Here is a 12,789-nt window from a genome sequence, read left to right as displayed (position 1 = left end):
AAAAGGACTTGAAGTAGGACCTGTCGAGGCGCTCTGTTCCGACAGGCTTCGGTACTTCCTGAGTGTCGATTCGTATAAAAACCGCTAAAAAAACTTGTTTGATCATGTGTTCAATGCAGCGCACAGACCCTGTCTCTGCCCGTAGATAGTCAACCCGGCCCAGCCACAGGTACGATGGTCTATCCCTTCGCGAGGTCATCATCATGTTCTTCGGCGTTCTACTGATCATCACCTGGCTGATCCTGCTGCTGCGCTACCCCGCCAAAGCCTTGCCGGTATCGCTGGCCGCCGCCGTCGGCCTGGGTTTTGTCGCCATCTGGGTGGTGTGGCTGGACAGCCGCGAAGCCTCGCAACTGGCACGCCTGGAACTGCGCATCAGCTACGCGCCGCAGGAATGCCCGGCCGACCGACCGTTGAAACTGGTGCTGATCAACGGCAACGACGTGCCGCTCACTGAATTGCGCTGGCGCCTCGCAGCGTATGCACCGGGGGACACGGTGAACCTGGCCGATAACGTTTATGCTGCGCCGCGCTACCGCGGCCCTGGCGAATTACAGGCCGGCGCCACCTGGGACGACTGTTTACCCACGCCGCCGCTGCGCCCCGGCTACCGCCCGCAAACCCTGGAATTTCGCGCCGAGCACCTGCAAGGCAGTTTCTCGGACTGACAAAGGATTGATCCATGCCCAACGTACTCATCACCGGTTGCTCCAGTGGCATTGGCCGCGCCCTGGCTGACGCATTTAAATCCGCAGGTTTCGACGTGTGGGCCAGCGCCCGCCGCGAAGCGGACGTCGCCGCCCTCGCTGCTGCCGGCTTCAATGCCGTGCTACTGGACGTCAACGACAGCGCGGCCTTGCAGCGCCTGGCCGAACAGCTCGGCGAACTGGACGTGTTGATCAACAATGCCGGCTACGGCGCCATGGGGCCGCTGCTCGACGGCGGCACCAAAGCCATGCAGCGCCAGTTCGAGACCAATGTGTTTTCCATCGTCGGCGTCACCCAGGCACTGTTTCCCGCGCTGCGGCGCAGCAAAGGGCTGGTGGTGAATATCGGCAGCGTTTCGGGTGTGCTGGTCACGCCGTTTGCCGGTGCGTACTGCGCCTCGAAAGCGGCGGTGCATGCCTTGAGCGATGCATTGCGTATGGAACTGGCGCCGTTTGGCGTGCGCGTGCTGGAAGTACAGCCGGGAGCAATCAATACAAGCTTCGCGAAAAACGCCAGCGCCCAGGCTGAGCTGCTGATCAACGAACAATCGCCCTGGTGGCCGTTGCGTGAAGGTATTCGTGCGCGCTCCCAGGCTTCGCAGGGCAACCCGACTTCGGCCGAGCAGTTTGCAGCTCAAGTGCTTAAGGCTGTGCAACACCCAACACCGCCACGGATGTTGCGTGCGGGCAATGGCAGCCGAGCGTTGCCGTTGATGGCGGCGTTGTTGCCAAAAGGATTGCTGGAGAAAGTCCTGAAGAAGCGGTTCGGACTCTCTGGCTCACTCTAGCCCTTCATAAAATCAATAAACGCCCGCACCTTCAGCGGTAAATGCCGCGTATCCGGGTACATCGCGTAAACCCCTTGTGGGGCAAAGCGATGGTCCGTCAATAAGCGCACCAACCGCCCCGCGTCCAGATCGCCCTGCACCAACCATTGCGGCAGTACCGCCACACCATGCCCACGCACGGCGAAGGTCTGGAGAACCGACGCACTGTCGGCCACCAGTGCCGCAGGGCCGGAACGGTATTGATGCTCGCCGCCGGCCGGGTCGGTCAGGCTCAGCTCCGTCAAACGGCCATGGCCTAACTTGGGCACGCGCTCCAACGCATCCAGGCTTTGCACCTCGGCAAACTCAGGCGCGGCGACAGCAAACACCTCAAAGGTCGACAGCTGCACCGCCCGGTGATTGGAGTCGAGCAGTCGCCCCAACCGAATCGCCACGTCAAAGCGTTCGGAGATCAAATCGGCATGGGTGGAGGATGTGGATAAGTGAATGTTCAAGTCCGGGTGCAGGCGCCGAAAAGCCTCCACCGCAGGAGCAACGACTGCCAACGCGTATTCAACCGTGGTGGTGATGCGTAAGGTGCCTTTGAGTTGCGCATGTTCAGAACGGGCTTCTTCCACCGCCAGCCGGGCTTCTTCCAGCATGCGCGTGCAACGCAGGTAAAAGCGCTCACCGGCATCCGTCAGTGCCAACTGGCGGGTGCTGCGAGTTAACAGGGTCACGCCCAGTTCTGCCTCAAGGCGCTTGAGGTTGAAGCTGACCACGGCGCGGGTCTGGCCCAGCCGATCGGCGGCGGCGGTGAGCGAGCCGGCCTCGACCACGGCCTTGAAGGTGTCGAATCGGTCCAGGCTGACCATTGGCCGCGCGCTCCTTTGTCAAAATATTTTTGACAAACTAACAGTCAAATCACCGTATCCCAAACGCTGCTTGCGACCTACCCTGCCCGCTTCACTCGCAGGATCGCGTTTATGACCTACCGCTCGAAAGTCGCCTGGATCTTTTTACTCGGCTTTGCCCTGGACCTGGTGAACATGTTTGTCGCCACCGTCGCCTACCCGGACATCGCCCGCGAACTGCACGCCTCGGTCACGCAATTGGCGTGGATCAGCAACGCCTACGTACTCGGGCTGACCGTGATCATTCCGTTGAGTGTGTGGCTGGCGGCGATCATGGGCGAACGAACGCTGATCGCGGCGAGCCTGCTGTTGTTCGCGGGCGCCTCGGTGATGGTTGGCCAGGCGGGTTCCATCGAAACGCTGATTGGCTGGCGGGCGCTGCAAGGTTTGGGCGGTGGCTTGCTGATCCCCGTGGGCCAGGCCATGGCTTACCGGCACTATCCAGCGGCAGAACGCAGCCAATTGACAGCCAGCGTGATGTCGGTGGCGCTGCTGGTACCGGCATTGTCGCCGGCTTTGGGCGGGCTGATCGTCGACAGTGTGTCATGGCGCTGGATCTTCTACGCCAACCTGCCGCTGGCGTTGCTCACGTTGCTGCTGGCACTGCTGTGGATAAAACCTGATGCACCTGTAACAGTGCGCCCGGCCCTGGATGTGGGCGGTATTTTCAAACAGATCCGCAGCCCGATGCTGCGCGTGGCGATGTTGGTCTATCTGTTCATCCCCGGCATATTTATCGGCACCAGCCTGATCGCTATTCTCTACCTGCGAGGCCTGGGCTACGACGCGACACACACCGGCGCGCTGATGTTGCCGTGGGCGCTGGCGTCGGCACTGGCGATTTTCCTGAGCAAAAAACGCTTCAACCGCTACGGCCCAAAACCCTTGCTGCTGGCGGGCATGGCCCTGCAATGCATCGGCATCCTGCTGCTGACAAAACCCGAACCGGCCGTAATTATTCTGGCCTACGCGTTGATGGGCCTGGGCGGCAGCCTGTGCAGCAGCACGGCGCAGACCTTGGCGTTTCTCGACATACCCGCCGAGCGCATGGGCCACGCCAGTGCGCTGTGGAACATCAATCGACAAGTCAGCTTCTGCCTCGGCGCTGCCGCCCTCAGTGCGTTGTTGTCGGCCTTGGATTCCTTCGTCATAACCTTCACGATAGCCGCAGCCCTGACACTGCTGCCCCTTTTTGCCGTGTTGCGCCTGGATACATCCAGAGTCCGCACGCTGCTTCACCCTGCCAGCGAGCCCAGCCATGATTGATTACAACGATTTTTTTGAAGAAGTGATCCAGACCCACGTCGAGATCGAGCAATGGTTTGCCGGGGTTGCGCCTGAAGGCACCCTGGAAACCTTGCTTGCGCGCTTTTCACCCGATTTCAGCATGGTCGCACCCGCCACCGGCACGAGAGTGAATACAGCCGGGGTTAAAGCGTTGTTCACGCGCCTGGGCGGTATGCGCCCGGGGTTGAAGATCACCTTGAGCGAAATGGCCGGGATCGACCGGCACGCGCGCGGCGCCACGGTGACTTACCGCGAACACCAGATTGATGACAGCGGCACCCAGACTGACCGCCGCGCCACCGTGGTGTTTGAGAAGCAGGCAAGTGGCGCGCTGCTGTGGCGCCATCTGCATGAAACCTTCATCAAGGCATAACACAGCCAAAACTGTGGGAGCTGGCTTGCCTGCGATGGCGGTGGGTCAGCTGAAAACAGGTCAACTGACAGTGCGCTATCGCAGGCAAGCCAGCTCCCACAGTTTAATGTTGCGTTGGGTTGACGATCACCGTGCAGGTGATCCCCGCCGCCAACAGCACGCCGTCGGGCACTTCATCAATGTGAATCCGCACCGGCACCCGCTGGGCCAGGCGCACCCAGTTGAAGGTCGGGTTCACATCGGCGATCAGCTCACGGCTCTCGGGGTTGTCGCGGTCGTAGATACCCCGCGAGATGCTTTCCACGTGGCCCTTGAGCGTCTCGCCGCTCATCAGTTGCATATCGGCTTTGTCGCCCACCTTCACATGGGGCAACTTGGTCTCTTCGAAGAAGCCGTAGACCCAGAACGAGTTCATATCCACCACGGCCATCTTGGCCTCGCCAATACGCGCATAGTCGCCACGGTGCACATTGAGGTTGGTGACATAACCGTCCACTGCCGCCACCACCTGCGTACGTTTCAAGTTAAGTTCAGCGGCTTCCAGTTGCGCCAACGCATGCTGGTAATCGGCCAACGCCGAGTCGGCGATGTTGCTGGCGTCGTCGCGGTTTTCCCTGGAGATCACCAGCGCGTCGAGGTCGGCACGGCGGTGGGCGTTGACCTTGCGCATCTCCCAGGTGGCTTTGCGCGAAGCCACCAGCGACTGCGCCTGTTTGACGGCAATGCGGTAGTGCTCGGGGTCGATCTGCATCAGCAGGTCGCCCTTCTTCACCAACTGGTTGTCACGCACCGGTACATCCAGCACTTCGCCCGTAACGTCGGCCGCCACATTGATGATGTCGGCGCGCACGCGGCCATCGCGGGTCCACGGCGTTTGCATGTAGTGCACCCACAACGTGCGGCCAATCCAGATCGCCAATGCCAATACCAGCAAGGTCGCGAGCAGGCTGAAAAACTTTTTCATCGGGGCATTCTCAACGGTAGACGGTCAGCGCGAGCGCGCCGAACAAGCAAACGAACAGGCTCAGGCGCAGCAGCGCCGGGTGCCAGAAAAAACGGTAGAGGTCGAACCCGGCCAGGAAGCGGTCCAACGCCCAGGCCAACCCTGCGGCGATAAAAAACAACAGGGTCATGGTCGGCATGTACAGGCCATGGAAGGCGATTTCACGGGGCATGCGGGGCTCCTTTGAGAGCAGCCAATGGCGATTGCGGGTCTAGCAGCGAGGTGCGGATAAAGTGCAGGTAGCTTTTCACCCGGCGCAGCGCCGAGGTATCAAAATGCGGGGCGAAGGGTTCGTCGGTGGCCTGCACACGGCTGATCGCATGGTCGACAGCCACCAGTCCACGCTCCAGATTGTTCGCGCTCGGTTGCAAAAACAGCCGCACCAGCGAGCGCCCCATCACGCGGATCGCCTGGCGCCACGGCTGGGATTGGGCATACGCCGGGTGCACCGGCAAAATCGCCTGTTCCTTGCGCAGTTCGATGATCGCATGGCCGACTTCCAGCACCACGAACATCCAGCGCAGCAAATCACGCTGCACCTGCGGCTGGCCAACGGCGAGGCCGTAGGCCTGGTGCAGCAGGTCGCGGGTGCGGCTTTCAAAACTCGACGCCAGGCCCTTGAGCTTGCCGCTGATCGCATACACAACCTGCTCGCGCAGGTCCTGCTCCAAACGGCGCCACAACCAACGGCTGTTGGGCGGCAGAATGATCGCCCCCGCCGCCGCGCACACCAGCATGCCGATGATCATGGCGATGTAGTCGTTGATAAAGGTGTAGGGGTTGTAGACCGTGAGGTTGTCCGGCACCGAGCCGGTGCTGAAAAAGATCAACAGGCCCACGCCTACCCCGGCGTATTGCGGGCGTGAGGCCAGGAACGAGCCGAAGATGATCACCGGCGCGAGCATCACGCACAGCAGCGGGAAGCCGTCGATCCAGGGGAACACGAAAAACATTTCGACAAAGCCAACCAGTGCGCCGATCAAGGTGCCGCAGGCCATTTGAAAGGCCATGCGCTTGGGGTTGGGCGTGGCGGCGGACAGGCCGACGGTGGCGGCGGCAATCAGCGTCATGGTTGCGCCGCTGGGCCAGGCGGTGGCCACCCAGTAGCTGCCGAGCACAATGAGGATGAACGACGCACGAATACCCGAAGCCGCGCAGGCCAGCCAGTTGGTCTTGGGGATAAAGGTCTCGTTCCACTGCTCGCGCTCATGGCTGTGGTCGGCCAGGGAAGCGTGGGTCAGCGCGTAGTTGTGCAAGTCATCGACAAAGCGATAAAGCAGCTCGTAGGCGGTATGAAAATCCAGCTGTTCAGCTTCGCTTGGGTTGGCTTCCTGAAAGCTTGCACGCAGGGCACGCACCGTGGCGGGAAGCTCGTCTTTGTAGGCGCTGAGTTGGTTGACCAGCCGTGCGGCGTCGGGGCTGGTGAGCGCCCGACCGGAGAAGCCGTCGAGCACTTCGGCAAGGCCTTGCAGGCCGGGCTTGATCGCAGCCACCACATGATCAGCCGCGTGCGCACGTAACCGTTCGAGCAACTGGTGCAGGGCGTTGAAGCGCGTGGTGATGCTCATGAATTCGCTGTTGAGGCGGCTGAGTCGACCATTGCGCCGACGCATGTGCGGGTCTTCAAACACGGTGACGCTGCGCAGCCCTTCCAGGCCCACGGCTTCGGCGATAAAACGCACGTTGCTGGCCTCGAAACCTTCGCGCTGGCTGCGCCCACGCAGGCCGTCGGTGACGAACAGCGCGAACACGCCAAAGCGCTGATACAAGGCGTTGCGCATCGCCGCGCTGGAGGTTTGCGGCAGGATCGCGGCGCTGACCACTGTGGAGCATAAAATCCCCAGGGAAATTTCCAGCACGCGCCATACCGCCGCCATAAACGCGCCGTCGGGGTTTGCCAGCGCCGGCAAACCAACCATCGCCGCCGTATAGCCGGCCAGTACAAACCCGTAGGCGCGAAAGTTGCGATTACGCGTGGCGCCAGCGGTGCAGATGCCCACCCAGATCGCCAACGCGCCCAGGAACAATTCGGTGTTCTGCGCAAACAAGGCAATCAACAAGACCATCACCGCCGAGCCCGCCAAGGTGCCGAGGAAGCGATAGAAACTCTTGGCAAACACCTGGCCGCTCTGCGGTTGCATCACGATAAATACGGTGATCATCGCCGTGCGCGGTTGCGGCAACTCCAGGCGCATGGCCAGCCACAACGTCAGGAACGCAGCGATCAGCACCTTGAAGATATACACCCAGGTCACGCCGTCGCTGCGGGCCCAGTCGAAAAAACCACGGCGCCACTCAAGGGAGTGCAACCAGCGCAGCGGTGCAGGCAAGGGAGTCATTACAATTTACTCAGTGATCAAACACGGCGAGCGCCGCCGGGGTTTTGCTCGGCAGTGTCTTGGCGTCCGGTGGTACGTCGTTACCGGCGCCGAGCCCGCCACCCAGGGCCGTGACCAGTTCGGCATGCGCACTCAGGCGCGCGGCCTGCACCTGTTGTTCGATCTGTTGCTGGCGAAACAACAAGGTCTGAGCGTTGAGCACATTGAGGTAATCGGTGAGGCCGCGCTGGTAGGCGATCATGGCGATGTCGTAGGTTTTCTGCGCCGAGGCCACCGACTGCGCGGCAAAGGTGGCTTGCTTGTCCATGGATTCGCGGCGGATCAACTGGTCGCTGATGCCCTTGAGCGCGTTGACCAGCGTCTGGTTGTACTTGGCCACGGCGATGTCATAACCGGCGCTGGCTTCGCCCAACTGCCCACGCAAACGACCGCCGTCGAAGATCGGCAGGCTGATCGCCGGGCCGACGGTGTAGTTGAATTTCTGCCCGCTGAGAAACCCCAGCATCGTGCCGCCGGTGGCCATATAGCCGAGGCTGCCGACCAGATCGACGTTGGGGTAGAAACCGGCGTGCGCCACATCAATACCGCGCGCCTGGGCGGCGACCTGCCAGCGGCTGGCAACCACATCCGGGCGTTGGCCGAGCAATTGCGCGGGCAGGCTTGAGGGCAGCTTCAGCGGCGCGGCCAAGGACAAACTCGGGCGTTGCAGTTGCGCGCCTGCGCCTGGGCCTTTACCGGCCAATGCCGCGAGCTGGTTGCGGCTCAGGGCGATTTCTTCGTCGAGTGCGTCGAGCTGGCGATGGGTTTCGGGCAAGGGCGTTTCGGCCTGGCTCACATCGAAATGCGTGCCGATGCCGGCATTCAGGCGCTTATTGGCCAGGTCGAGGATCTGCTGTTGCTGGGCCAGGGTGGCGGCGACGATATCGCGGTTGGCGAAGTGCAACGACAGCTGGATATAGGCGCGCACCACATTGTTCTGCAATTCGAGCTGGGCCTGACGCGCTTCGGCAGCGCTCATATGCGCCAGGTCGACGGCGCGTTCGCTGGCATTGCTTTCGCGGCCCCACAGGTCGAGGGCGTAGCTCAAGCCCAGGGACGCGGTGTTGTCCCAGGTATTGGCACCGCTCAATTCGCCCGGCCCGTAGAACTGATCTTTCGGCCAGTTGTGGCGTTTGAGCGTGGTGTCACTGTTGATCTGCAACGACTCAGCCGACTCGGCGATCCCGGCCAGGGCCCGCGCTTCCCGCACCCGCGCGGCGGCCATGGCCATGTTCGGGCTGTTTTGCGTGGCGAGGTCGACCCAGCGGTTGAGTTGCATGTCGCCATAGGCTTGCCACCATTGTGTGGTGGGCCAGTGGGCGTCCTGCGCGGCGCTCTGGATGGCGGCGTCGGTGGCCAGGGTATTGGCGTTGAAGGCTTGGCCTTGGGGGGCGATTCCTCCGGTTCCGATGCAGCCGCTGATTGCTAACGATAAGGCCAAAACACTGAGAGCCTTCAGCTCTCTGCTGATGCGACGCGGCACGGCGAACGAATTCCTGAGGTGGTGAGGCGGGGAAGGTGGCGCAATTCTAGGGGGCGCCATGGGGAACGATAAGCTGGCATTCCTGTGAATCTTTGTTACCGTTCAGGCGATAATCCGTTGGTAGGGATCACTGGACGGCGTAACTTTCTGTCACAATTTGCTATCTCCCTTGAGAACACTCCATGGACACTTTGCAAAATATGCGCGCCTTCAGTTGCGTGGCCGAGGCCGGCAGCTTCACCGCCGCCGCCGTGCAACTGGACACCACCACCGCCAACGTCTCGCGCGCGGTCTCCAACCTTGAGGCCCATCTGCAAACCCGCTTGCTCAACCGCACCACTCGCCGCATCGCGCTGACCGAGGCCGGCAAGCGCTATTTGCTGCGTTGTGAGCAGATCCTGGCTTATGTCGAGGAAGCCGAGGCCGAAGCCAGCGACGCCCACGCACGCCCCGCCGGGCAGCTGAAAGTGCATACCATGACCGGCATCGGCCAGCATTTCGTGATTGACGCAATTGCCCGTTACCGTCGCACCCACCCCGACGTGACCTTCGACCTGACCCTGGCCAACCGCGTGCCGGACCTGCTCGACGAGGGTTACGATGTGTCCATCGTGCTGGCCAGCGAGCTGCCGGATTCGGGTTTTGTGTCCCAGCGCCTGGGCATCACCTACAGCATCGCGTGTGCCTCGCCGGATTACGTCAAGGCCAAAGGTTGCGCACAGCGGCCCCAGGATTTGCTCAACCACGCCTGCCTGCGCCTGGTCAGCCCGGTGATCCAGCTGGACAAATGGACCTTCAACGGCCCCGAAGGCCAGGAAAGCGTGGCGATCAACACTTCGCCGTTCCTGGTCAACTCGGCTGATGCGATGAAAACCGCGATCACCAGCGGCATGGGCGTCGGCCTGCTGCCGGTGTATGCGGCTATTGAGGGTTTGCGTAACGGCACGCTGGTGCGGGTGATGCCCAACTACCGCTCGCAGGAGCTGAACCTGTATGCCATCTACCCCTCGCGCCAGTACCTGGATGCGAAGATCAAGACCTGGGTGGAATACCTGAGAGGGTCGTTGCCGGAGATTCTGGCGGCGCATCAGGCGGAGTTGGTGGCGTACGAGTTGAGTGGCAGCCTGGGCGGCACACGCCTGGCGAACTGACGTTGGAATACGGCCCCACAAACACCATCCATTTACTGTGGGAGCTGGCTTGCCTGCGATAGCATCGCCTCGGTACTGCTGATACACCGAGGCGCCAGCATCGCAGGCAAGCCAGCTCCCACATTTTGAGCGGAGTTCTGCAATGAAAAAGACTGTCCTCGCCTTCAGCCGTGTCACCCCGCAAATGATCGAACGCCTGCAACAGGACTTCGAGGTCATCGCGCCGAACCCCAAGCTGGGTGACATCAATGCTCAATTCAACGAAGCCCTGCCCCACGCCCATGGCCTGATCGGCGTAGGCCGCAAGCTGGGCCGTGCGCAGCTGGAAGGCGCGAGCAAGCTGGAGGTGGTGTCCAGCGTGTCGGTGGGTTACGACAACTACGACGTGCCGTACTTCAACGAGCGCGGGATCATGCTCACCAACACCCCGGACGTACTCACCGAAAGCACCGCCGACCTGGCCTTCGCGCTGCTGATGAGCAGTGCGCGCCGAGTGGCCGAACTGGATGCCTGGACCAAGGCCGGCCAGTGGAAAGCCAGCGTTGGCGCGCCGCTGTTCGGCTGCGATGTACACGGCAAGACCCTCGGCATAGTGGGCATGGGCAATATCGGCGCAGCAGTGGCCCGGCGCGGGCGCCTGGGCTTCAATATGCCGATTCTGTACAGCGGCAACAGCCGCAAGACCCAGCTGGAGCAGGAGCTGGGCGCGCAGTTGCGCAGCCTGGACCAGTTGCTGGCCGAGGCGGATTTTGTCTGCCTGGTGGTGCCGTTGAGCGACAAGACCCGCCACTTGATCAGCACCCGCGAATTGGGGCTGATGAAGTCCAGTGCGATCCTGATCAATATTTCCCGTGGGCCGGTGGTGGATGAACCGGCGCTGATTGAGGCGCTGCAAACCCAGAAAATCCGTGGCGCCGGGCTGGATGTGTATGAGCAAGAGCCGCTGGCCGAATCGCCGCTGTTCCAACTGAGCAATGCGGTGACCCTGCCGCATATCGGCTCGGCTACGCATGAAACTCGTGAAGCCATGGCCAATCGCGCCCTGGACAACCTGCGCAGCGCCTTGCTGGGGCAACGTCCGCAGGATCTGGTGAACCCGCAGGTCTGGAAGGGCTGACGCCGATCTCATATGGGATGGGTTTTGTGTGAGAGCTGGCTTGCCTGCGATGGCATCACCTCAGTGCAACTGGTAGACCGAGGTGCCTGCATCGCAGGCAAGCCAGCTCCCACACAAGCCCAGCCCGACACAAAATCCGGTTAAAGCCTGGCTCCCCCGAGTCGATAACCTTCCATAGATCGTCATCCCTGATCCACAGAAGGTTTTTATGTCCACCACCAAAGCCCGCGCAGATTCACTCTCGCTTCTGCTCTTTACCTTGCGCAGCGGCAAGCTGATGGCCATCAACCTGCTCAAAGTCAGTGAAATCATCCCCTGCCCACCGCTGACCAAGCTGCCGGAGTCGCACCCGCACGTCAAAGGCATCGCCACCCTGCGCGGTGCCTCGCTGTCGGTGATCGACCTGAGCCGCGCCCTCGGTGAGATGCCGCTGCAAGACCCGAACGGCGGCTGCCTGATCGTCACCGATGTCAGCCGTTCCAAGCAGGGCCTGCATGTGCAGGCGGTGAGCAAGATTGTGCATTGCCTGACCACCGACATCCGCCCGCCGCCCTATGGCTCCGGCGGCAACCGCTCGTTTATCACCGGCGTGACTCAGGTCGAAGGCGGCCTGGTGCAGGTGCTGGATATCGAAAAGGTCATCCACGGCATTGCCCCGGCCCCCGTTGAAGCGGCGCCGACCGACTTGACCATGGAAGAAGCCGAAGTGCTCGGCAATGCGCGAATCCTGGTGGTGGACGACAGCCAGGTGGCTCTGCAGCAATCGGTACACACCCTGCGCAACCTCGGCCTGACGTGCCACACCGCGCGCAGTGCCAAGGAAGCCATTGATGTGCTGCTGGAGCTGCAAGGCACGGTCGAGCAGATCAACGTGGTGGTGTCGGACATCGAGATGTCCGAAATGGACGGTTACGCCCTCACCCGCACCCTGCGCGAAACCCCGGACTTCCAGGAGCTTTACGTGCTGCTGCACACCTCCCTGGACAGCGCGATGAACAGCGAGAAGGCCCGCCTGGCCGGTGCCGACGCGGTGCTCACCAAGTTCTCGTCGCCCGAGCTGACCAAATGCCTGGTGGTTGCCGCGCAAACTGTGGCGCAAAAAGGCCTGTAAGCGGTGGCGGAGTATTTCCAACTGCTGCGCCGCGACCTTACTACCAGCCTGCCAGCACCGCAGTGGCCGGCCAATACCCGGCTGGATCATTACCGCGATGAGCTGGCCCCGGCCATCCATGCCGTATTGCGCATGACCCAGGAACAGGGCGGCGGCCGTGTCCCCAGCCTGGCAGAATGGCGCCGGCAGTTCGTCACCGACGCCGAGTTCGACCCCACGCTATGCCTGGTGGCCAGTAACGCAGACGGCATTCTTGGCGTGGCCCAGTGCTGGACCAGCGCGTTTATCAAGAACCTCTCGGTCCATCCGTGCGCCCAAGGCCAGGGGCTGGGGCGTGCCTTGTTGCTGCATACCTTCCACGTGTTCAAGCAACGCGGCGAGCCCTGTGTGGACCTGAAGGTGCTGGAAACCAACCAACGCGCCCGACAGTTGTATGAAAGTGCCGGCATGGTGTTTGTGCTGCGCGACCAGGTACCCGAGGACTGACCGGCACTGGCG

General features: G+C 62.0%; 13 protein-coding genes. 8 read left to right on the top strand and 5 right to left on the bottom strand.

All coding sequences use genetic code 11. From position 1 onward, the window contains the following. Window positions 1-203: 203 nt before the first annotated feature. Together HBO41_RS16240 and HBO41_RS16235 are read left to right on the top strand one after the other, a co-directional pair. Window positions 204-668, top strand: coding sequence for a multidrug transporter (locus HBO41_RS16240; protein WP_069786112.1), 465 nt, complete (start codon window positions 204-206; stop codon window positions 666-668). Window positions 669-682: 14 nt separating this feature from the next. Next, window positions 683-1,495, top strand: coding sequence for an SDR family oxidoreductase (locus HBO41_RS16235; RefSeq protein ID WP_017138159.1), 813 nt, complete (start codon window positions 683-685; stop codon window positions 1,493-1,495). Here the strand turns inward: HBO41_RS16235 and HBO41_RS16230 are convergent. Continuing rightward, on the bottom strand, window positions 1,492-2,349 hold the full coding sequence (locus tag HBO41_RS16230; protein WP_017138160.1) for a LysR family transcriptional regulator: 858 nt from the start codon (window positions 2,347-2,349) through the stop codon (window positions 1,492-1,494). The two genes, HBO41_RS16235 and HBO41_RS16230, sit on opposite strands and share 4 nt — an antisense overlap. A gap of 111 nt (window positions 2,350-2,460) precedes the next feature. On the opposite strand from HBO41_RS16230, the gene HBO41_RS16225 reads away from it, so the two are divergent. Beyond that, entirely contained in the window at window positions 2,461-3,654 is a 1,194-nt protein-coding gene (locus tag HBO41_RS16225) for an MFS transporter (protein WP_169986934.1), read from the top strand. After that, window positions 3,647-4,048 carry a nuclear transport factor 2 family protein gene (locus tag HBO41_RS16220; RefSeq protein WP_017138162.1) on the top strand — a complete coding sequence of 134 codons (402 nt, stop codon included), beginning with the start codon at window positions 3,647-3,649 and terminating at the stop codon, window positions 4,046-4,048. The genes HBO41_RS16225 and HBO41_RS16220 overlap by 8 nt, the downstream gene beginning before the upstream one ends. A 103-nt stretch (window positions 4,049-4,151) precedes the next feature. On the opposite strand, the gene HBO41_RS16215 is transcribed toward HBO41_RS16220, so the two are convergent. The 4 genes from HBO41_RS16215 to HBO41_RS16200 are packed head-to-tail and all read right to left on the bottom strand — an operon-like array spanning window position 4,152 to window position 8,912. Then, window positions 4,152-5,012 (bottom strand): HlyD family secretion protein, encoded by an 861-nt coding sequence (locus HBO41_RS16215; protein WP_169986932.1) that lies wholly within the window; start codon window positions 5,010-5,012, stop codon window positions 4,152-4,154. 10 nt (window positions 5,013-5,022) lie between these two features. Next, complete coding sequence (locus HBO41_RS16210; RefSeq protein ID WP_017138164.1) at window positions 5,023-5,223, bottom strand: DUF1656 domain-containing protein; 201 nt, start codon at window positions 5,221-5,223, stop codon at window positions 5,023-5,025. Next, window positions 5,213-7,390 (bottom strand): FUSC family protein, encoded by a 2,178-nt coding sequence (locus HBO41_RS16205; protein ID WP_169986930.1) that lies wholly within the window; start codon window positions 7,388-7,390, stop codon window positions 5,213-5,215. The genes HBO41_RS16210 and HBO41_RS16205 overlap by 11 nt, the downstream gene beginning before the upstream one ends. A gap of 10 nt (window positions 7,391-7,400) precedes the next feature. Then, complete coding sequence (locus HBO41_RS16200; protein ID WP_169986928.1) at window positions 7,401-8,912, bottom strand: efflux transporter outer membrane subunit; 1,512 nt, start codon at window positions 8,910-8,912, stop codon at window positions 7,401-7,403. A gap of 182 nt (window positions 8,913-9,094) precedes the next feature. Between HBO41_RS16200 and HBO41_RS16195 the strand changes: the two genes are divergently transcribed. From HBO41_RS16195 to HBO41_RS16180, 4 genes are all read left to right on the top strand, one after another. Continuing rightward, on the top strand, window positions 9,095-10,063 hold the full coding sequence (locus tag HBO41_RS16195; protein ID WP_017138167.1) for a LysR family transcriptional regulator: 969 nt from the start codon (window positions 9,095-9,097) through the stop codon (window positions 10,061-10,063). Between the two features lie 142 nt (window positions 10,064-10,205). Beyond that, window positions 10,206-11,180, top strand: coding sequence for a D-glycerate dehydrogenase (locus HBO41_RS16190; protein ID WP_017138168.1), 975 nt, complete (start codon window positions 10,206-10,208; stop codon window positions 11,178-11,180). Window positions 11,181-11,388: 208 nt separating this feature from the next. Next, complete coding sequence (locus HBO41_RS16185) at window positions 11,389-12,291, top strand: chemotaxis protein CheV (protein ID WP_017138169.1); 903 nt, start codon at window positions 11,389-11,391, stop codon at window positions 12,289-12,291. 3 nt (window positions 12,292-12,294) lie between these two features. Then, entirely contained in the window at window positions 12,295-12,777 is a 483-nt protein-coding gene (locus HBO41_RS16180; protein ID WP_017138170.1) for an N-acetyltransferase, read from the top strand. The last annotated feature ends 12 nt before the right edge of the window (window positions 12,778-12,789 follow it).

The organism is Pseudomonas sp. WS 5146 (assembly GCF_012985495.1).
Lineage (GTDB): Bacteria > Pseudomonadota > Gammaproteobacteria > Pseudomonadales > Pseudomonadaceae > Aquipseudomonas > Aquipseudomonas edaphica.
Note: the sequence above shows the minus strand (reverse complement) of the source record. Positions and strands in the feature narration are given on the sequence as shown.

Excerpts from the sequence above, each read along its gene's own strand:
- HBO41_RS16235 (WP_017138159.1), top strand. The coding sequence starts at position 683 with ATGCCCAACGTACTCATCACCGGTTGCTCCAGTGGCATTGGCCGCGCC.
- HBO41_RS16220 (WP_017138162.1), top strand. The coding sequence starts at position 3,647 with ATGATTGATTACAACGATTTTTTTGAAGAAGTGATCCAGACCCACGTC.
- HBO41_RS16230 (WP_017138160.1), bottom strand. The coding sequence starts at position 2,349 with ATGGTCAGCCTGGACCGATTCGACACCTTCAAGGCCGTGGTCGAGGCC.
- HBO41_RS16205 (WP_169986930.1), bottom strand. The coding sequence starts at position 7,390 with ATGACTCCCTTGCCTGCACCGCTGCGCTGGTTGCACTCCCTTGAGTGG.
- HBO41_RS16210 (WP_017138164.1), bottom strand. The coding sequence starts at position 5,223 with ATGCCCCGTGAAATCGCCTTCCATGGCCTGTACATGCCGACCATGACC.
- HBO41_RS16215 (WP_169986932.1), bottom strand. The coding sequence starts at position 5,012 with ATGAAAAAGTTTTTCAGCCTGCTCGCGACCTTGCTGGTATTGGCATTG.
- HBO41_RS16225 (WP_169986934.1), top strand. The coding sequence starts at position 2,461 with ATGACCTACCGCTCGAAAGTCGCCTGGATCTTTTTACTCGGCTTTGCC.
- HBO41_RS16185 (WP_017138169.1), top strand. The coding sequence starts at position 11,389 with ATGTCCACCACCAAAGCCCGCGCAGATTCACTCTCGCTTCTGCTCTTT.
- HBO41_RS16240 (WP_069786112.1), top strand. The coding sequence starts at position 204 with ATGTTCTTCGGCGTTCTACTGATCATCACCTGGCTGATCCTGCTGCTG.
- HBO41_RS16190 (WP_017138168.1), top strand. The coding sequence starts at position 10,206 with ATGAAAAAGACTGTCCTCGCCTTCAGCCGTGTCACCCCGCAAATGATC.
- HBO41_RS16195 (WP_017138167.1), top strand. The coding sequence starts at position 9,095 with ATGGACACTTTGCAAAATATGCGCGCCTTCAGTTGCGTGGCCGAGGCC.